The 19,049-nt window shown below is 67.4% G+C and carries 14 protein-coding genes; 1 reads left to right on the top strand and 13 read right to left on the bottom strand.

Translation table 11 applies throughout. The annotated features are described in order from the left end of the window. Positions 1-314 precede the first annotated feature (314 nt). The 13 genes from LL972_RS10905 to LL972_RS10965 all read right to left on the bottom strand — a co-directional run bounded on the left by LL972_RS10905 (position 315) and on the right by LL972_RS10965 (position 18,002). The gene (locus tag LL972_RS10905) at positions 315-611 is read right to left on the bottom strand and encodes a hypothetical protein (RefSeq protein WP_228327621.1); all 297 of its coding nucleotides are present in this window, start codon (positions 609-611) and stop codon (positions 315-317) included. A 230-nt stretch (positions 612-841) separates the two neighbouring features. Beyond that, positions 842-2,479, bottom strand: coding sequence for a DUF5597 domain-containing protein (locus LL972_RS10910; protein WP_228327622.1), 1,638 nt, complete (start codon positions 2,477-2,479; stop codon positions 842-844). Beyond that, a complete protein-coding gene (locus LL972_RS10915; RefSeq protein WP_228327623.1) occupies positions 2,479-4,827 on the bottom strand; it encodes a S9 family peptidase in 2,349 nt (782 codons plus the stop codon). The genes LL972_RS10910 and LL972_RS10915 overlap by 1 nt, the downstream gene beginning before the upstream one ends. Then, a complete protein-coding gene (locus LL972_RS10920; protein WP_228327624.1) occupies positions 4,817-6,403 on the bottom strand; it encodes an APC family permease in 1,587 nt (528 codons plus the stop codon). Before LL972_RS10920 ends, LL972_RS10915 begins: the two co-directional genes overlap by 11 nt. 155 nt (positions 6,404-6,558) lie before the next feature. Then, on the bottom strand, positions 6,559-8,430 hold the full coding sequence (locus LL972_RS10925) for a DUF885 domain-containing protein (RefSeq protein WP_228327625.1): 1,872 nt from the start codon (positions 8,428-8,430) through the stop codon (positions 6,559-6,561). Next, a complete protein-coding gene (locus tag LL972_RS10930) occupies positions 8,427-10,244 on the bottom strand; it encodes a DUF885 domain-containing protein (RefSeq protein WP_228327626.1) in 1,818 nt (605 codons plus the stop codon). Before LL972_RS10930 ends, LL972_RS10925 begins: the two co-directional genes overlap by 4 nt. 117 nt (positions 10,245-10,361) lie before the next feature. Next, on the bottom strand, positions 10,362-11,561 hold the full coding sequence (locus LL972_RS10935) for a M24 family metallopeptidase (protein WP_228327627.1): 1,200 nt from the start codon (positions 11,559-11,561) through the stop codon (positions 10,362-10,364). Continuing rightward, positions 11,558-13,174, bottom strand: a complete 1,617-nt coding sequence (locus tag LL972_RS10940) for an aldehyde dehydrogenase family protein (protein WP_228327628.1) — start codon at positions 13,172-13,174, stop codon at positions 11,558-11,560. Before LL972_RS10940 ends, LL972_RS10935 begins: the two co-directional genes overlap by 4 nt. 186 nt (positions 13,175-13,360) lie before the next feature. After that, positions 13,361-14,269, bottom strand: a complete 909-nt coding sequence (locus LL972_RS10945) for a dihydrodipicolinate synthase family protein (RefSeq protein ID WP_228327629.1) — start codon at positions 14,267-14,269, stop codon at positions 13,361-13,363. Further along, positions 14,266-15,579 carry an NAD(P)/FAD-dependent oxidoreductase gene (locus LL972_RS10950; protein WP_228327630.1) on the bottom strand — a complete coding sequence of 438 codons (1,314 nt, stop codon included), beginning with the start codon at positions 15,577-15,579 and terminating at the stop codon, positions 14,266-14,268. Before LL972_RS10950 ends, LL972_RS10945 begins: the two co-directional genes overlap by 4 nt. Further along, on the bottom strand, positions 15,572-15,817 hold the full coding sequence (locus LL972_RS10955; RefSeq protein ID WP_228327631.1) for a (2Fe-2S)-binding protein: 246 nt from the start codon (positions 15,815-15,817) through the stop codon (positions 15,572-15,574). Before LL972_RS10955 ends, LL972_RS10950 begins: the two co-directional genes overlap by 8 nt. Next, positions 15,814-17,064, bottom strand: coding sequence for an NAD(P)/FAD-dependent oxidoreductase (locus tag LL972_RS10960; protein WP_228327632.1), 1,251 nt, complete (start codon positions 17,062-17,064; stop codon positions 15,814-15,816). Before LL972_RS10960 ends, LL972_RS10955 begins: the two co-directional genes overlap by 4 nt. Further along, positions 17,064-18,002: a proline racemase family protein gene (locus LL972_RS10965; RefSeq protein WP_228327633.1), complete on the bottom strand. Its 939-nt coding sequence runs from the start codon at positions 18,000-18,002 to the stop codon at positions 17,064-17,066. The genes LL972_RS10960 and LL972_RS10965 overlap by 1 nt, the downstream gene beginning before the upstream one ends. Positions 18,003-18,162: 160 nt before the next feature. On the opposite strand from LL972_RS10965, the gene LL972_RS10970 reads away from it, so the two are divergent. Further along, entirely contained in the window at positions 18,163-18,879 is a 717-nt protein-coding gene (locus LL972_RS10970) for an AraC family transcriptional regulator (RefSeq protein ID WP_104582088.1), read from the top strand. The last annotated feature ends 170 nt before the right edge of the window (positions 18,880-19,049 follow it).

Below are 19,049 nucleotides of genomic sequence, written 5' to 3' on the forward strand. Positions count from 1 at the left end.
CGCGGCATGGATGCCGCGTAAGAGCCTCCATGGACGGATTCACGGCGTGTCCCGCGATGGTGGGCGGGCAAGGGCCCGGCAGCCAGGTAACAGATCAGCCGCTCTACGCTTGCGAGCTGCCTGCACGGTCCTAACACCCGCAGACAAGACAACCGCAGTTATCGATACCGGCATAAGCAGCAGCCATCAATTCGCTGACTCCACGAAATGCAGAACGTGAGTCCGGTTTCAGGTGCAGCCAGATGCGGCATCAAGGCGAAGGCCGCGCACCTAGTGCACCAGATCGACAACCGGCCTCCGTCCAATCCAGGCTCTCAGGTCAGCACATCCAGCAAGCTGCCCAGCATCTCGTCGGAGCGACGTAGCGCAGTGGCGTTGGCCTGGAAATCGTTGTGTGCCGAGAGCCCTTCGACCAAATCGCTGGCCGGTGCCGATGGATCGGCGTTGGCGTCGACCACGCTGGCTGCCACTCCACCATTGAGCTGCGTGCTGGCTGCAACGGCCTGACGTGGACTGCCGTCGACCGGCTGACGCGCCACATTGCTGGCGGCCACCTGCTGGCGCAGCGCGGCGACCTGCATTCCGGAACTGGCGATACTGCTGATGCTCATGGTGGCTCCGGTGCAGAAACTGAGAAATAACCAATGACGTTTGTTTACCAACCAATCAACACAATCGTTGCCGGCAGTCGCGCCGCACTGCTGTCGTTCTTACGCCCACCGAGGCGCGTGGCGAGCGTGTCTCACGAGGTGGAATCAGCTAACAGGAGCCGCAATAACGTGTCCCACCCACCGATTCCGATCACGCCCACCTCACGGCTGCGCAGTCGCCTCACGCCGGCTCAATAGGTGCCTACCCGCACACGCAACACCACCGGCACCTCGCCGGCCGCATCCACCCGCCCGAAGTTGAGCCCGTAGTCGGTCTGGTCGCCGTTGAGCTGTCTTTCGACCTGCCAGCGCCCGTCCACATACCGCCCCTGCTCCACCCGCAACAGTTGTCCATGACGGGTATCGGCCGCCTCGCGGAAAAATTCAATGCGCGCAGCCATGCCGGTGACCAGGAACTCCTCCGGCCCCAGCTGGGCCACCAGCAGGCGGCCCGCATGGTCGTCGTTGCCGGGCAGGATCGCCGGCGCATCGCCCCATAGCGGCGCACCGAACGACACCCTGGCCTGCCAGTCGCCGAAGCGCAGCGTGCGTTGCGGCGCGCCGGGCTGTTCGGCCACCGCCTGCAGCCGGCCGTCGAAGGCGGCCTGGGCGATCACGCGCTGCAGCGGCGCCAGCAGCTTGAAATTGGCGGCGTGCGCAGCGATCGCGTCGCGGTTGGCTGCGCTGTCCGGGTTGCCATCCATACCGAACACCGAAAACCCGATCCCGCCCTGCCCCAGCACATGGAACAGATACGGCGCGGTGGCCGCTTCGAAGCCGGTCTCCGACACCCAGGCCGGATTGTCCGGCCGCGCGTACTGGCCGATGACCTTGGTGTATTCGTTGTAGTCACTGGTGTAGATGTCGGTGCCGATGAAGTCGATCGACGGGGTGGCCGCGCGCCACAGCGCGAACACATTCACCGTCGCACCGCCGGACGGATAATCCAGCCCCGGATAGCGCTTGCCCTTGTAGCGCAGCCAGGTGTTGACGTAGAGCGGCAGCGGATACGCGCGCCGGCCGGCCGCAGCCACCTGTTCGATATACGCCGCCGTTGCATGCGCATTGAAGGCTTCGGCCGCTTCGGCACCGAACAGCTGCTGCCAGCTGCCCTGTGGCTTGCCCAGCGCCTGCGCGATTGCCAAAGGCACCGGTTGCGCGAACGCCGCCTCGCCGGCCGGGCCATGGTCGCGCACCGTGCCGATTGCGCCGGGCTCGTTTTCCACCTGTACCAGGATCACCGTGTGGCGGTCGCCATCGACCTTGCGCAGGTGCTGCATCAATGCGGTGAACGCACGCGCATCGGCCTGCACGTTGGCGGCCACATGCGGCGACAGCACATCCACCGGCTCGCCATTGGCGTCGCGCATGCGCGGGTAGGTGGCGTCGTCGCGCTTGATCCATTCCGGCACGTAATGCATCTGGCCGTTCTTCCAGCTGCCGAACCACAGCAAGGCCACGCGCAAACCGCGCTTGCGTGCGCCGGCGATCATCGCATCCACGTTGGTGGTGTCGAAGCGCCCGGGCGCCGGCTCGAACTGCTCCCAATACACCGGCGCTTCCACCGTATTGGCATGCAGCGCGACCACCTCGTCCAGTGCCTTGGGCAGCACCGCTGGCCAGGCACTGGAGTTGTGCAGCTGCGCCGCCAGCACGGTGTATGGCGCGCCATCGACGAACAGCGCATGGCGGCCGTCCTGGGTGACGAAGCGCGGCAGTTCTTCCGCGCTGGCCAGCAGCGGCACGCTACCGGCCAACACCGCCAGCGACCACAGCAGGGCTGCGATGCAGCTGCGCGGGTGCGACATTTTCAGGGCAAACACATGCATCATCGCGCCTCCGACGGTAGTGAATTCCAGTGCGGCGTGGGTTCGTTGCGCAGGTGGCGCACGAAGAAGTCGTACTGGCGACGCTGCACATAGTCGATCGGCCCGCTGGAACGGCCAACCGAATGCTCGCCACCGGGCACGTTGAGTAGCTCGAAGTCCTTGCCGGCCTTGATCAGCGCATCGACCACCTGCGCGGTGGAGGCCGGGTCCACATTGCTGTCCTGCTCGCCGACGATCAGCAGCAGGTCGCCCTGGAACTTGGCGGCATTGACCACGCCCGAGGCCTGCGCATACCCGGCATCCACCGGCCAGCCCATCCACTGCTCGTTCCAGCTGATCTTGTCCATGCGGTTGTCGTAGCAACCGGCGAACGCCACGCCCACCTTGTAGAACTCCGGCTGGCGTTCGAGCGCGCCCAGCGTGCTCTGCCCACCGGCCGAGGCGCCGTAGATGCCGACCCGGCCGATGTCGTAGGACCGATCCCTGGCGGCCAGCGCACGGTGCCAGGCGATGCGATCGGCAAAGCCGGAATCGCCCAGGTTCTTCCACGCCACATCATGGAAGGCCTTGGAGCGGTTGGCGGTGCCCATGCCGTCGATCATCACCACGATGAAGCCCAGATCGGCCTGCGCCTGCATGCCGATCTGCTTGTCGCCACCGGAGTGATAACCGAACGGCCAGAATGTCTTTGGCACAAAAGCGTCGTGCGGGCCGGCGTAGATGTTCTCGATCACCGGATACTGTTTGCGCGGGTCGTAATCGCGCGGGCGCACCACCATGCCCCAGATCTCGGTGCGGCCATCGCGGCCCTTGGCCACGAAGGTCTCCGGCGCGCGCCAGCCGGCCGCCAGCAGCTTGTCGATGTTGCCCTGCTCCACCTGCTGCAGCAGCCGGCCATCGATGGCGTGCAGCTCCATCACCGGCGGCAGATCCGGACGCGAGTGGACATCGACGTAATGCCGGCCGTCTTCTGCAATAGCCACCTCATGATCGGCATCGCTGTGGGTCAGCCGGGTCAACCGGCGTCCGTCGAAATCCACGCTGTACAGCTGCCGGTAGTAAGGATCCTTGCCTGCATCCATGCCGCTGGCGGTGAACCAGATGCGCCGTTGTGCGTCGTCCACCCGCAGCACATCGCGCACGATCCACGGCCCGCGCGTGAGCTGGCGTTTGAACTTGCCGCTGCGGCCATCGACCAGATACAGGTGCCGCCAGCCGTCGCGTTCGGAGATCCACAGCAACGCGTCACCGCGCCCGTCCACATCATGGCGGAAGCTGCGATCGGCATACACGAAGGTGCGCGCATCCTCGCCGACCGCCACGTGCGCGCGGCCGCTTTGCGCATCCACCGCGATCACCCGCATGCGCTGGAAGCCGCGCTGCACGTAGTCGAAACTCACGCTGCGGCCATCGCTGCGCCACTGCAGCGGCGACAACGCATACGGATTGGCGAACAAGGCGGTGTCCACCTCGCGGCGTGTGCCGTCCACGGCGAACAGCACCGGCCGCTCCACATCCACCGCATCGCCGGGCTTGGGGTACAGCTGGGTGCGCACGCGCGGCTGGCCGCCGCCTGCAGGCGCCGCTTCCACACGGGTGACGCGGCGGGCCAACCCCGGACGCACGCGATACACCGCCAGCCGCTGCGAATCCGGCGACCAGGCGATGCTCTCCGGATCGAAGTAATCGTCTGCGCGGCCATCGTCGCTGAGCCGGGTCAGCTGCCCATCGGCAACGCGACGCAGCAGCAGGTTCCAGCCATCGGCGAGCGCTTCCCAGCGGCCATCGGGCGAACGGCGCGGCGTGCTGTCGGCTGGCACCGCAGGGTCGCGCACCACACCGAAGCCGCGTGGACGCTGCTGTGCACCGGCGGCGTCGGGGGCGCAGCGATAGCCTGTCAAGCTGCAGCGCCAGGGTGCTTCACCAAGCTCGAACCGGATCGCCCCATCGCCGCGCCCGCCGTCTGCTGCATACGCGAAGCGCTCGAACGGCAACTGCAACGCGGTGTAGGGCGTGCCGGTCGCCGCGCTCAATGCCTGCGCCACGCGCAGCTGGTCGAACGCCGGCGTTTTCTGCAGCGTGGCGACATCCACACGGACGAAGGCGAATCCGCCCGGCACCGTCTTGCGGTAATGGAAGCTGCCGGCGTTTTGCCATTGCGCCGGCCAGGCCACGTTCTCGGTCAGCGTGCTCCATTGCGCGCGCAAGCCCAGCGCGCGTTGGTAATCGGCCACGCCTGGCGTGGCCTGTGCCGCAGCCGACAGCAACACGATGCACGCAGCCACCCCATTCAAGCAGCCACGCAGCCAGCGCGGTGCATCTGCAGCGCGGCGCAGCTCACTCGCCATCGTCCTCCTCCAGCGCCAGCTCGTCGCTGCGCAAGCCGCTGCGCGCGCCCCAGTGATAGATGAAGAACGCGATCACCGCCACGCTCAATGTGTCGAACGGATGCGCGATCCAGCCATGGCCGCCGAACGTACCGGCCCAGGACACCGCCATCACCAGCACGAAGAACACGATCAACCACAGCGATGCGCGCACCTGGCGCAGCAGGCGCGCCCTGCCCGCGCGCGAAGGCAGGCGATACAGCACGTACAGCGCGAACGCGAGCACCTGCAGGCCGAGCAACCACGACAGCGTCGGCCAGGTGGACCAGTACACGATCAAGGCCGCGACCATGAATGACAGCGGCCCCAGCACGGCTAGGCCACGGACGCGAAACGGCCGCGGCAGCTCCGGCGCGCTGCGGCGCAACGCCGCCACCGTGACCGGCGCCACCGCATAGCTCAGCACTAGCGCGGCCGACACCACGCCGATCAAGGTCTCCCACGAGGGGAACGGCAGCGTCCAGAAGATCGACAAGCCCAGGCTCAACCACAACGCCGGACGCGGAATGCCCGACGCCGGATCCACCCGCGTCAGCACCGGCAAAAAGCCGCCGCTGCGCGCCCAGCCGTACACCACGCGCGGGGTGGCATTCATGTAGATATTGCCGGTGCCACTGGGTGAAACCATCGCATCGCAGATCACCAGTGCGGCCAGCCACGCCATGCCCAGGGCCAGCGCGATGTCGTGATACGGCAGTGCAAACACCTTGTCGATACCCGCCCAGCCAGGCGCCAGTTGCGCGGCCGGAATGCTGCCCAGAAACGCCAGCTGCAGCAGCACATAGATCACCGTGGACAAGGCCACCGACAGGATCAGGGCGATCGGGATGTTGCGCTGCGGGTCGCGCACCTCGCTGGCCACCGACACGATCGGGGTCAGGCCCAGGTAGGCAAAGATGATGCCGCCTGCGGAGATCGCTGCTTCCACGCCGGCCATGCCCGAGGGCGCAAACCCGTGCACGCTCAGGTTGCCCGGATTGAAGTGCTTCATCAGCAACACGATCACCAGGATCGGCACAAGGAACTTGAAGATGCTGACGATGTTGTTGGCCAGCGCAAAGGTCTTGACGCTGAAATAGTTGAGCAGGAAGAACAGCACCAGCAAGGCCAGTTGCACCAACCAGCCCCACACGCTGGGATGGGTGCCGTTGGGCTGGTTGAGCACCGGAAACCACGCCGCCGCATATTGGCGCGCAGCCTCCACTTCGATCGCGATCAGGCTGGAAAACGCGATCAGGGTGATGAAGCCGGTCAACGAGCCGAGCAAGGCGCCATGCGAATACTCCGGGTAGCGCACCACCCCGCCGGCGCGCGGCAGCGCGGCGCCGAGTTCGCAATACACCAGGCCGAGCAGCAACACCGCGATGCCGCCAAGGATCCACGACACGATGCCGGCCGGTCCGGCGATGGAAGAGACATGGCTGGCCGAGAACAACCAGCCCGACCCGAAGATCGAGCCCAGCCCGATGAAGGTCAGGTCGGTCAGGCTCAGTCGCTTGTGGAACTTGCCTTGCGTGGTCGCACCGTGTGTGGTCATAGCTGGCCCCGGACAAATGAAAGCGCGTGCTGCGGAAGATGGCGTGGTCGTGCGTGGCGTATGGCGGTCAGTGGTTCTGCGATCGTGCGCTGGCGGTCTTGTACGACGGCAGTAACACATGTCCGGCAAACGGATGCAGGCGCATCTGGCCGCACTCAGTCATCGGCCGCCGCCCCTGGCCCTGCATCGGCGGCATCTGCCGTGGTGCCGTCCGCATACGGCGAGACACCCCCCTCGGCGATGAAGCGGTCGATGCGCGCTTCCAGCACCGGCAGCGGCACCGAGCCGGTCTGCAGCACCGCATCGTGGAAATGGCGCAGGTCGAATTTTTCGCCCAGGGCGGCTTCGGCCTTGCGCCGCAGCTCCAGGATCTTCAGCTCGCCCAGGTAATACGACAACGCCTGCCCCGGCCAGGCGATGTAGCGGTCCACCTCGGTGGTGACCTCGTGCTCGCTCAAGGCGGTGTTGTCGCGCAGATAGGCCTGCGCCTGCGCGCGCGTCCAGCCCTTGTGGTGGATGCCGGTGTCGATCACCAGACGGCAGGCGCGCCACATCTGGTAGGTGAGATAGCCGAAGCGGTCATAGGGCGTGTCGTACATGCCCATTTCCTGGCCCAGGTACTCCGAATACAGGGCCCAGCCTTCGCCATAGGCAGAGATGTAGGCGTAGCGGCGAAACTCCGGCAGCCCCTGCGCCTCTGCCGCCAGCGGCATCTGCAGCGCGTGGCCGGGTGAGGACTCGTGCAGCGTCAGCGCGGTCAGGTTGTACAGCGGCCGCGACGGCAGGTTGTAGGTGTTGACCAGATAGATGCCGGGCCCGCCACGCCCGCCGGTGTAGAACGGCGCCAGCTCCGGCGGTACCGGTTCGATCGCGAAGCGTCGGCGCGGCAGCCGACCGATGTAATCGCCCACCTTGGCGTCCACCCGCTTGGCGATCCAGGCGGCCTGCTTGAGCAACTGTTCCGGCGTCTTGGCATAGAACTGCGGGTCGCTGCGCAGGAACTGCAGGAAGGCCGGAAACACTGCCTGCCCGGCCGGCGCCTTGAAGCCGCTGGCAGCGATGGTCTGATCCATCTGCGTGCGCAGCCTGGCCACTTCCTGCAAACCGATCTGGTGGATCTGCTCCGGACTCAACTCCAGCGTGGTGAACTCGCGGATCTGCGCGAGGTAATACGCCTGCCCGTCCGGCAAGGCTTCGCCGGCCAGCGTGGTGCGTGCGCGCGGCTGGTACTCGTTGCGGATGAAGTCCAGCAAGCTCGCGTAGGCCGGCAGCACCTGCGCATCGATGGTCTGCACTGCCTGCTGCCGCAGTTGCGCCTGCACATCGGCAGGCAGCGTGGCCGGCATCTGCTTGAACGGTGCGTAGAACGGATTGGCCTCACCCTTGGCCTGCACCACGTCGGCGATGGACTGGTCGCGCCCGGTCAGGGTCACCTTGGGCTGGCTGAAACCGCGCGCCAGGCCGGCACGCATATTGTCGGTGTGTTCGGCGAAATAGCGCGGGATATCTGCCAGCATCTTCAGATAGCGCTGGTAGTCCTCGCGCGTACGCAGCTTGGCCTCGGCGCTGAAGCCCAGGTCGCTCCAGAACGCCGAGTCGCTGTTGAACGGCATTTCCCAGGCGCGAAAATGCTGCTGGTCCAGCAGCACCAGCAGCTGCTGCCGGTACACCTGATAGCTCACCTGATCTTCGGCCGGCAACTGCGCTGCCGGAATCGCATCCAGCTCCTTCAACGCCTGTTGCCAGTACGCGGTGCGCAGGTTTTGCATGGCCACATCGACCTTGGGCAGATGGTCGGACTGCCTGTCCTGGGTGGCCTGGTTGTCTTCATCCACCGCGCCGGACAGCTGCGCCTGGCGCCAGCGCCATTCGCGCGTGTACAGCGCCTTGAAGCGTACCGCTGCACTGTCCTGCGTGCTTGCTGCGGGTGCAGGCGCTGCGGCCTGCACCTGCACGGCGGTGCCGCCCAGGCTGGCAGCAATCAGCACACTCAATGCGCTCGCGCGCCAGACGCTGTGGGTGCTCATCCGCGTCCCTCCGGTGCCGCCTTGGCCTGCGCAATCCACTGGCGCACGCGCTGCTGCAACATCGCCAGCGGCATTGCGCCGCCGCCGAGCACCGCATCGTGGAAGGCGCGCACATCGAAGCGGTCGCCGAGTTCTTTTTCCGCCTCGGCACGCAGCGCAAGAATCTGCAGCTGCCCCAACTTGTAGCCCAACGCCTGGCCCGGCCAGACGATATAGCGATCGGTTTCGGATTGGATGCTGGGCTCGTCATCGGACGGATGCGCATGGAAGAAATCCACCATCTGCTGGCGGTTCCAGCGCTTGTAATGCACGCCGGTGTCGAGCACCAGGCGATTGGCGCGCAACAGCTCGCCGGACAGCCGGCCGTAGTCGTTGTACGGGTCCTTGAAGAAACCGATCTCCTTGCCCAGCCGCTCGGCATACAGCGCCCAGCCTTCGATATAGGCGTTGTAGCCGGCCTGCTGGCGGAACGGCGGCAATGGCAGCGTCTGCGCAAGCGAGATCTGCAGGTGATGGCCCGGCACACCCTCGTGATAGGCGGTGGTTTCGATATTGACCAGCGTGCGGCTGGCGAAGTCGCTGGTGTTGACCTTGACGATGGCCGGCTTGGTGCCTTCCGGATTGCTCTGCCAGTATTCGGCGCCGGGCGCGCTGCGCCGGAATGCGGGCATCGCCTGCACGTCCAGCGGCGTCTTCGGCAAGTGGCCGAACAACTTGGGCAGCTCCGGCTGCATCGCGGCGATGTATTGGCGGTACTGCTGCAGGATCTGCTCGCCGGAGCTGGCGAAGTGGCGCTTGTCGGTATCCACCGCCTTGCGGAAGCTGGCCAGGTCGGCAAAGCCCTGCGCCTTGGCGATCACCGTCATCTCGCCTTCGATGCGCGCCACTTCCTTCAGGCCGATCTGATGGATCTCCTCCGGCGCCATGTCGGTGGTGGTCTGGGTATGGATGGCATAGCGATAGCGGCGTTCGCCATCGGGCAGCGACCACAGCCCTTCCTGCGCGCGGCCTTGCGCGGCGTATTCGTCGCGCACGAACGCGGCCAGCTTGGCGTAGGCCGGGCGCACCTGCTGCTCGATCGCCGCAAGCAACTGCGTGCGTAGCGCAGCGCGTTGATCGGCCGGCACCGCGGCATCGAGCTTTTTCAGCGGCGAGGCGAACGGGCTCTGCTCGCCGGTCAGCGCGGCGATCTTGTCGATCTGCTCGGGCAGGCGCTCCAGCAGATAACGCGGCTGCACCAAGCCATCCTTGGCGCCCTGGCGCGACACTGCGATCACCTGGTCGATCACCTTCGGAATCGACTGCAGGCGCTTGATGTAGTCCTGATAATCCTTGGCGTTTTCGAACGGAAACGCATCGCCGTAACCGGCCAGCCCCAGCTGGATGCCGCCGATCGGCTCCAGCGGTATCGCATAGGTCTTCAGGTCGATGCCTTCCAGCGTGTCGCGCAACTGGCCAAGCATCATCTGCAGGCTGAGCTGGCGCTGTTCGTCCAGCGTCCTGCTGTCGATCGCTTCGAATTGCGTGAGCAGCTCGGCAGTGGCGCTGCGTTCTGCCTGCACGGCCTCAAGCGAGTAGTCGCTCCAACGATCGTTGTAACGCTTGTCGCCGATGATGCTGGCGAACTCGGGGTTGTGCTGCAAGTGGTACTGCCACTGCTTGTCCAGCAGCGCATCGAAGGCCTTGCCAGCCTGTTCGCCGGTCGGCGCGGCCGTGGCCGCAGCCGATGTTTCCGCAGCAGGCGGCGCCGGCTTGCAGGCAGTGAACAAGGCGGCGGCCAGCAGGCCGATGGCGACAGGACGCAGGTGGTTCATGCAGTGACTCCAGGATGCAATGGCGGCGGTAGGAGCGCGCCTGAGCGCGACGGCTTTTTATCGGAAATGCCCGTCGCGCCCGGGTGCGCTCCTACGCGTGCGTGGGCCTGTACAGGCTCATGCAAAGGGTTGGTCGATCGCCGGCGACGGCGGCGTAAACCACTGCGCGCCGCTGTCGGTGACATGAAAGTGGTCTTCCAGGCGCACCCCGAACGCACCGGGCACCACGATCATCGGCTCGTTGCTGGCGCACATGCCCGGCTGCAGCGGCTGCGCATTGCCGCGCACCAGATACGGCGCTTCATGGATCGCCAGGCCGCAGCCATGGCCGGTGCGGTGCGGCAATCCCGGCAAGCGGTAGTCCGGGCCCAGCCCTGCCGCCTCCAGCACGCTGCGCGCGGCCTGGTCCACCGCTTCGCAGGCGATCCCGGGGCGGATCGCCGCAAACGCGGCTGCCTGCGCCGCCTGTTCCAGGTCCCAGATGCGCCGTTGCGCGTCGTCGGGCGTGCCGTATATCCAGGTGCGGGTGATATCGGAGTGGTAGCCCTGCACGGTGCAGCCGGTGTCGATCAGCACCAGCTCGCCTGCGCGCAGGTGCTGCACGCCGGGAATGCCGTGCGGGAATGCGGTGGCATGGCCGAACTGCACGATGCAGAAGGTCGAGCCGTTGTCCGCGCCCAGCGCGCGATGCGCTTCGTCGATGAAGCGCACCAGCTGGTCGGTGCCGATGCCTTCCTGCGCGATGCCGGCGGCCAGCCGCTGAACCAGCAAGGTCATGTCGCAGGCCTGCTGCATCAGTGCCAGCTCGGCCGGTGACTTGCACATGCGGCAGCCGTCGATGATGGCCCCGGCATCGCGGATCGCCGTGCCCAGGTGCGCGCGCAGGCCGGTGTGCACGGCAAAGGCGATGCCTGGATCCAGCGCCAGCGCATGCGCGTGGCGGTCGTCCATCACCTGCACCACCAGCGCGTACGGGTCCTCGTGTTCTTCCCACAGATACTTGGCGACCGGAATCTTCAACACCGCATCCAGCGAGCCTTCTTCGAACGCGGGACAGATCAGCACCGGGTCGCCGTCCAGCGTGAGCAGCAGCGCGACCAGCCGCTCGCTCGCGCCCCAGGGCACGCCGGTGAAATAGCGCAGCGACGTGCCGGCGCCGATCAACAGCGCATCCACGCCGTGCACGCGCATCAGGCGGCGTGCGCGTTCGATGCGCTGTGCGTATTCCTGCGCGGCGATCGGCGCGGCGCGTTGCGTCCACGGCGCCAGTTGCGCGCGCGCCTGCTCCAGCGACAGCCGGCCGATCTGGCTGCTCATGTGCCCGCTCCAAGATCGGCGGTGCTCCACTGCCCATCGACCAGACGCGCCACCCCGCCCGGATTGCGCTGGCGCAGGTCGGGCGGCAGCAACGCGTCCGGCACCGCGTCGTAGCTGTGCAAGGCGGCAAAGCGGCGGATCGAACCGGGCATGCCCACCGCGGTGAAGCCCGGGTGCCCGGTGCTGGGGAACGGCCCGCCATGATTCTGCGCCGCGCTCACCGCCACGCCGGTCGGCATCTTGCTGTTGATCAACCGCCCCACCCGCGCCCGCAGTACCGGGGCGATAGCCTGCCAGGCCGCATCGTCGCTGCCATCGGCTGCGCGATACAAGGTGCCGGTGAGGTTGCCTTCGAATGCAGCGGCGATTTGCGTCATCTGCGCCACGTCGCGCGTACGCACCAGCAGGCTCACCGGGCCGAAGGCCTCGGTCTGCAGCGCCTGCGGGTTGGCGATGAATGCCTGCGCATCCACGCTCAACAAGGTCGGCGCATAGCGATACCCGTCTTCGCCGGTATGTCCACCGGCCAGCAGCGCGGCGCCGGCAGCGCGCAAGGCCGCCACACCGCGTTGCACACCTTCGACGCCGGAACCGGAAAACAGCACCATCGGCATGGCGGCGTCGAAATGCGCCGTGGTCGCGGCAACGAACGCATCGCCTGCCTCGCCGTGCGGCACCACCACCACACCGGGATTGGTGCAGAACTGGCCGCTGCCCAGGGTGCACGAAGAGAAGAATTCCTGCGCCAACGCCGCACCGCGTTCGGCCAGTGCGCCCGGCAACAGGAACACCGGGTTGACGCTGGAGAGCTCCGCATAAAACGGCACGCCGACCGCGTCGGCGGCCGCCTTCAGCGCCAGGCCGCCTGCGCGGCTACCGGTGAAGCCGATCGCCCCCAGCCGCGCATCGCCGGCCAGTCGCACACCGATCGCGTTGTCGAAGTGATACAGCAACTGCACTGCCGCAGCCGGCAGACCCGCCGCGACCAATGCCGTGTGCGCGAGCTGCGCCATGCGCTGGCTGGTGGCCGGATGCAGCGGATGCGCCTTGGCGATCACCGGGTTGCGCGCGGCAATGGCCGAGGCGAAATCGCTGCCGGCAATCGCATTGAAGGCGAACGGGAAATTGTTCGGGCCAAACACCAACACCGGCTTGCCTAGCGGCGCCAGATGCGAGCGCAGGTCGGCAGCGGTGTCGATGATGGGTTGGGTCCAGCTATAGCTGCGCACCGCGTGGGCGGCCTGACGCAACTGCCCGCTGGTGCGCGGCAGCTCGTTGCCGCGCAAGCGCGTGGGTGCCGGCAATGCGGTTTCTGCGTGGGCAAGCGCCACCAGGGTGTCGGCATCGGCATCCAGCGCGTCGGCGTAGGCGTCTAGGAATGCGGCAATTCTTTCGACCGGTGCCGCGGCAAGTTCCGCTGCAACCGCTTGCGCTGCCGCAACCGCGGTTTCGACATCCTCCGCACCGCTGACCGGAAACTGCGGCCCGATCGCCTCGCCCGTGCTCGGGTCGGCGGCACGGAAACTGGCGCTCGCCGCGCGGCTGGGTTGCCACTGGCCGGCCAGCAATACCTCGGCCTGCTGTGTGGGAGGGGATTGGAGCGTCTCGTTCATTGCGGCACCTTCGGTTGCATGAGGACAGACCCTGCGCACTGTGCGGCAGCGGCCGACCAAAACACGACGAGGATGCCGCGCTGATGCGACATCCTCATCGACCCATCTCGCGCTACGCCGGCCACCGCGTCCGCGCAGGAATCCGTAAGCGGCGCTCATCCGGTGGCGTGCAGCGCGAGCTCATCGTCAGGACAGTTTGGGCGCAGTGGCGATGGCGTGATCGATGACCTTGAGCGCGGCTTCGCGCTCGGCACCGTCGACCACCAGACGCGGTGCGCGCACGCGCTCGCTGCCCAGGCCCACTTTTTCCTGCACCAGTTTGATCAACTGCACGAACTTGGGCACGGTATCCAGGCGCAGCAGCGGCAGGAACCAGTCGTAGAGTTCCTTGGCCGCCGGGTAGCCGCCATCGCGCGCGAGTTCGAACAGGCGCACCGATTCCTTCGGGTAGGCGTTGACCAGGCCGGCGATCCAGCCCTTGGCACCCATGCTCAGGCCTTCGACGATGGCATCGTCCATGCCGACCAGCAGCGCCAGGCGATCGCCCAGCAGCTCATGCAGCGCGGCGAAGCGGCGCACGTCGCCCGAGGATTCCTTCACTGCCTGCAGGTTGGGGAATTCGGCGGCCAGTTCGGCGATCTGCGCCGGGCCAAAATCGGTCTTGTAGGCCACCGGGTTGTTGTACAGGATCACCGGCAGGTCGGTGGCGGCGATCACCGCGCGCACATGCGCGCCCATCTCGCGCCAGTCGGTGGAGTAGACGTAAGGCGGCAACACCATCAGCCCGCCGCAACCGAGTTCCTTGGCTGCCTTGGCCAGCTCTACTGCCTCACCGGTCGCCAGGCTGGCGATGCCCGGCACCACCGGCACGCGGCCGTTCAATGCGCTGATCAGCGTCTTGAGCACGGCCAGCTTGTCGTCCACGCTCAAGGTGGCCGCTTCACCCAGCGAACCCAGCGGCACGATCGCGGTGCAGCCGGCGTCGACCAGCTGATTGGCGTGCTTGGCCAGGAAGTCGTGATCGATCTCACCGGAGGCGGTGAACGGGGTGGTGATGGCCGGCAACACGCCGTGCCAGAACGCAGCAATACTCATGGATGATTCCCTTGCGAGTCGGAAGTGAACGGGTCGGCCAGCGCCGCGAGGCGGACCGGAAACAACGGCGGCCGGCGGCCGGCGTCGGTGGAAAGTTCGGGCGGGCAACGCCCCAGTTCGGCCAGCGCGGTGCCGCAGATGCGGCCCTGACAGGCGCCCATGCCGCAGCGCGAAGCGAGCTTGGCATCGCGGGCATCGTTGAAGTTGTCCAGCGCGCCCAGCGGCACGTCTTCGCAGCGGCACACCAGCGTGTCGGGCTGCGCCAGCGTGCGGATACGTGGATTCAGTGCGAACTGCTGTTGCAATAACCGCGCGAACGCACGCGCGGCACGCCGCCGCGGCTGCAGGCGCAGCGCGGCGTCCGGTGCGTCGGCAGCCATATGCCCGGCCATCGCACCTTCGACCAGCGCGCAATCGCGCCCGCCGATGCCGCAGGCTTCGCCTGCAGCAAAGACCTGGGTGACGCTGGTGCGCAGCAACGCATCCACCTGCACCTGTTGATGCGCGCCGTACGCGTCCAGCCGGCAACCGAGCAGCTGTGCGAGCTCGGTGTTCGGCACCAGGCCATAGCCCACCGCCAACTGGTCGCAGGCAACACGCGTGCGGCCGATGGACCCTTCGATCTCGATTTCGCGCAGTTGCGTGTCGCCATGTGCGGCAACGACAAAGCTGCCGGCGCGATACGCCACTGCGCGCAATTGCAGGCGCAGCGCCACTGCCTGTGCCGCCTTGCCCGGCCAGCGCCACAACTGCAATGCGAACTGCCGCAACGCGGCTTTAGAGGTCTGTTCGTGGATGCCGAGCACCTGCGCGCCATGCCGTTGCAAGGTGGCCGCACTGGCCAGCAGCAGCGGGCCGCTGCCGGCAACCACCACGCGCTTGCCGGCCAGCGGCCAGCCCTGTTTGGCCAGCGCCTGCGCCGCGCCGGCGCCGGTGACGCCGGGCAAGGTCCAGCCGGGGAACGGCAGCTGCAATTCGCGCGCGCCGGTGGCCAGCACCAGGGCGGCGTAATGCAGTTGCAGGGAACCGTGCGCGCCATCGGCCAGCAGCCAGCCCGGCTGCGCCAGCAGGATCTGCGTCTGCGTCAGCAGCGTGATCGACGCCGCGCCCTGCACCTGCCGCAACAGCGCGCGCGCATCGGCCGGCGCGCCGTGCCGCACATCGCTGCGCCACACCTGCCCGCCGGCACGCGGCTGCATGTCGACCACGCCGACCCGCACGCCATGACTGGCCGCGGCCTGCGCCGCCGCCAGGCCGGCCGGGCCGGCGCCGATCACCAGCACATCGAAATGCTGCACGCGCTCAGCCATCGGTGCGCACCTGCATGCCGTCGCGCGCATCCACCAGGCAGGCGCGTTGCTGGCCGATGCCGTCGATGCGCACCCGGCATTCGAAACACACGCCCATGCCGCACAACGGCGCGCGCGGCTGGCCGCTGCACGATTGCCGGAACTGCAGCGTCGCCTGCGCCACCGCCGCGGCCACGCTGGTGCCGGCCGGTACCTCGACCGCTTGCGCATCCACGTGCAGACGCACCGTGGCGCTCATGCGGCTGCACCGTGCACGGCGCGCGCCGGTGCGTACGGGCCCGGGTCGATGGCCGGCGTGCGCCCGAGCAGGCTGTCCACGATCACCCGTGCGCTCCCCAGCGCCGTGGTGACCCCCAGCCCCTCGTGACCGGCGGCCACCCAGACATCGCGCCGGCCAGGCACCACCCCAAGATACGGGCGCCCGTCCGGGGTTGCCGGGCGCAGACCGGTCCATACCCGGATCGCCTGCAACTCGCGCAGCACCGGCAGATACGCGAAGGCGCGCTGCAGCATCTGCTGCAATACCGGCATCGACAACGCGCGATCGTGTTCGCCGAACTGGCGCGAGGAGCCGATCAGGATCTGCCCGGTCGGCCGCGGCTGCACATTGAACGCCACGCTGGTGGCGTCGGCGCCATGCGCCGAATCGGCGTAGCCCAGTTCCAGTAGCTGATGCCGGATCAGCCCCGGATGGCGGTCGGTGATGACCAGATGGCCCTTGCGCGGGCGCAGCGCCAGCTCGGGCAACAGCTGCGGCAAGGCCACGCCGCTGGCGACCAGCACCGGGCCGGCCAACAGCTGGCCATCGTCCAGACGCACCCCCTGCGCCTGCAACTGTTCCACCTTGCGGCCGGCAAACAGCTGCGCGCCCGCCTTGCAGGCCAGGCTCACCAGATGCCGCGCCACCCGCGGCGGATACACCACGGCTTCACCGGGCACCAGCATGCCGCCGGCAAGGCCCGGCACCAGTTGCGGTTCCAGCGCATACAACCGGCTCGCATCGATCACTTCCGCATGCAGATCGGCTGCGGCCAAGCGCGCAATCTTGGCCGGCACCGCCGCCAGTTCGCGCGCATCGCGCGCCACCCACAGCGTGCCGCAGCGGCTGAATTCGGCCTCGCTCAGTTGCGCGAACCGCTCCCACAGCCGCAGCGAATACGCCGACAACGCCAACTCCGCCGGGTCGTCGTCCATCGCCACCAGGTGCCCCATCGCTGCAGCGGTGGAACCGCCGCCGATCGGCCCCGGCTCGACGATCGCCACGCGCAGCCCTTCGCCGGCCGCCGCCTCGGCGCAGGCTGCCCCGACAATGCCCGCACCTACCACGATCAGGTCGTAGCTGCGTCGCGTACCGGCAGCAGCCGGCACGCTGCAGGTGTCCGTGGCTGGCGCGTCCGCGGTGGCCAGCGACGCATCGGGCAAGGGGGCGGCCGCAGCAGACGCTGCGCCGGCATGTCCCTCCCGCGCGCGCAGCTGCTCGTCCATCAGGCCACGATGCCCCAGGCGAACGGGTCGGCCGGGTCGATCAGCAGCTGCGCGCGCGCGGTGAGATAGGCCTGCCCGCTGATGCGTGGCGCAATGCCACGCCCGCTGAGGCGATAGCTGCCTTCGAAGGCGCTGCCCAGGATGCCCTGCTGTATCCAGCGCTCGCCTTCGGCCAGCTTGCCGTCGGCGGCCAGGCAGGCCAGCTTGGCGCTGGTGCCGGTGCCGCACGGCGAGCGGTCGTAGGCCAGGCCGGGGCACAGCACGAAATTACGTGCCACACCGCTGCCATCGGGCGCGGTGCCATTGACTTCGATATGGTCGATCTCGCCACCGGCCTCGCCGGTGATGCCGGCCGCTTCCAGCGCCAGCCGGATCGCTTCGGTATAGGCGGTCAGCTCTCGCTGATGCGCCAGGTCCAGCACACACGGCGCCTGCCCGGTGATGAAGAACCAATTGCCGCCCCAGGCCACATCGCCGCGTACCGGCCCGTAACCGGGCACATCCACGTCCACATCCGTCGCAAAACGATAGCTTTCGACATTGTCGACCGACACCGTGCCGTCTTCGGCCAGTTCCACGCCCACCGTGCCGACCGGCGTTTCGATGCGGTGCTGGCCCGGCGCGATGCGCCCCAGCTCGGCCAGCGTGCGCACCACCCCGATGGTGCCGTGCCCGCACATGCCAAGGTAGCCAACGTTGTTGAAGAAGATCACCCCGGTGCAGGCGCCAGGGTCACGGGCCGGCAGCAGCAAGGCACCGACCATGGTGTCCGAGCCGCGCGGTTCGCAGGCGATCGCGCTGCGCCACTGGTCGAAATCGCGGCGAAACCGCTCGCGGCATTGCGCCAGATCGCCATCGCCCAGATTGGGGAAGCCGGAGAGGACCACGCGGGTAGGTTCGCCGGCCGTATGGGAGTCGATGACGTCGATGGTGTGCATGGCCCATGCTCCCACTGCCGGCCGGCGGGCGACTAGCGTCCAATGCGAGTTGCAAATGCGGAAATCCGCACAATCGACAACCCGGTTCACGGCCCCGCGTTTGCGCTAGGATCAATATAGGGCCGCGCCTTTCGTGCAGCCGTCAATCGTGACCTTCGCCATGACGCCGATGGACCTCAACCTTCCCGCGCTGGAAATGCAGACGCTGTTCGATGCGCTGCCGGACGTGGTGTTCTTCATCAAGGACAGCGAGGGCCGCTATACCCACTGCAACCTGACGCTGGTACGCCGGCTCGGGCGCAAGCTGCGTAGCGACATCATCGGCAGCTCGCCACTGGAAGTGTTTCCCTTGCCGTTGGGGGGAAGCTACATGATGCAGGACCGCCGCGTCCTGTGTGGCGAGCTCATCGACAACCAGTTGGAAGTGCATCTGTATCCCAATCGCCTGCCCGGCTGGTGCCTGACCTTCAAGCGCCCGCTCTGCGAGGCCAATGAAGTGATCGGCGTGGTCGGCATTTCGCGCGATCTGGGCCAGCCTGACAGCCGGCACTCCGCGTACGAGCGCCTGAGCCAGGTGATGGATCACATGCAGGCCAACTTCGGCGACAACCTGCGCGTGCAGAGCCTGGCCGACCTGGCCGGCCTGTCGGTGGCGCAGCTGGAACGGCACTTCCGCCGCGTGTTCCAGGTGACCCCGCAGCAACTGTTGACCAAGCTGCGCATCGAATCGGCGATGCGGCTGCTGTACGGCGACGACAGCATCGCCAGCATCGGGCAACGCTGCGGCTTCGCCGACCAGAGCGCGTTCGCGCGCCAGTTCAAGGCAACCGTCGGCATGACCCCGCGCGATTACCGTGCGCTCAAGGGTCAGTTGTAGGCGCGCAAACACACGCTGACACACCGTTGGCACAAATGCCGAATTCGGCAGCATCGAGAGTGCTGTGGCGATGCGGTTTGCCGTGAATTGTTGCGGAGCTGTTGCGGCGCGCAGGGTGCTGCCCGGACAAGACCGCGCTGAAGGTCGCGTCAAGGCGACGCCAGGCCCGG

The sequence above is a fragment of the Xanthomonas campestris pv. asclepiadis genome, from assembly GCF_020784175.1.
In the GTDB taxonomy this organism is placed as follows: domain Bacteria; phylum Pseudomonadota; class Gammaproteobacteria; order Xanthomonadales; family Xanthomonadaceae; genus Xanthomonas; species Xanthomonas campestris_D.

What these genes read in the sequence shown, in the direction of transcription:
- LL972_RS10945 (WP_228327629.1), bottom strand. Translation starts at nt 14,269, where the DNA reads ATGAGTATTGCTGCGTTCTGGCACGGCGTGTTGCCGGCCATCACCACC.
- LL972_RS10930 (WP_228327626.1), bottom strand. Translation starts at nt 10,244, where the DNA reads ATGAACCACCTGCGTCCTGTCGCCATCGGCCTGCTGGCCGCCGCCTTG.
- LL972_RS10910 (WP_228327622.1), bottom strand. Translation starts at nt 2,479, where the DNA reads ATGCATGTGTTTGCCCTGAAAATGTCGCACCCGCGCAGCTGCATCGCA.
- LL972_RS10950 (WP_228327630.1), bottom strand. Translation starts at nt 15,579, where the DNA reads ATGGCTGAGCGCGTGCAGCATTTCGATGTGCTGGTGATCGGCGCCGGC.
- LL972_RS10940 (WP_228327628.1), bottom strand. Translation starts at nt 13,174, where the DNA reads ATGAACGAGACGCTCCAATCCCCTCCCACACAGCAGGCCGAGGTATTG.
- LL972_RS10960 (WP_228327632.1), bottom strand. Translation starts at nt 17,064, where the DNA reads ATGGACGAGCAGCTGCGCGCGCGGGAGGGACATGCCGGCGCAGCGTCT.
- LL972_RS10965 (WP_228327633.1), bottom strand. Translation starts at nt 18,002, where the DNA reads ATGCACACCATCGACGTCATCGACTCCCATACGGCCGGCGAACCTACC.
- LL972_RS10955 (WP_228327631.1), bottom strand. Translation starts at nt 15,817, where the DNA reads ATGAGCGCCACGGTGCGTCTGCACGTGGATGCGCAAGCGGTCGAGGTA.
- LL972_RS10925 (WP_228327625.1), bottom strand. Translation starts at nt 8,430, where the DNA reads ATGAGCACCCACAGCGTCTGGCGCGCGAGCGCATTGAGTGTGCTGATT.
- LL972_RS10970 (WP_104582088.1), top strand. Translation starts at nt 18,163, where the DNA reads ATGACGCCGATGGACCTCAACCTTCCCGCGCTGGAAATGCAGACGCTG.
- LL972_RS10935 (WP_228327627.1), bottom strand. Translation starts at nt 11,561, where the DNA reads ATGAGCAGCCAGATCGGCCGGCTGTCGCTGGAGCAGGCGCGCGCGCAA.
- LL972_RS10920 (WP_228327624.1), bottom strand. Translation starts at nt 6,403, where the DNA reads ATGACCACACACGGTGCGACCACGCAAGGCAAGTTCCACAAGCGACTG.
- LL972_RS10905 (WP_228327621.1), bottom strand. Translation starts at nt 611, where the DNA reads ATGAGCATCAGCAGTATCGCCAGTTCCGGAATGCAGGTCGCCGCGCTG.
- LL972_RS10915 (WP_228327623.1), bottom strand. Translation starts at nt 4,827, where the DNA reads ATGGCGAGTGAGCTGCGCCGCGCTGCAGATGCACCGCGCTGGCTGCGT.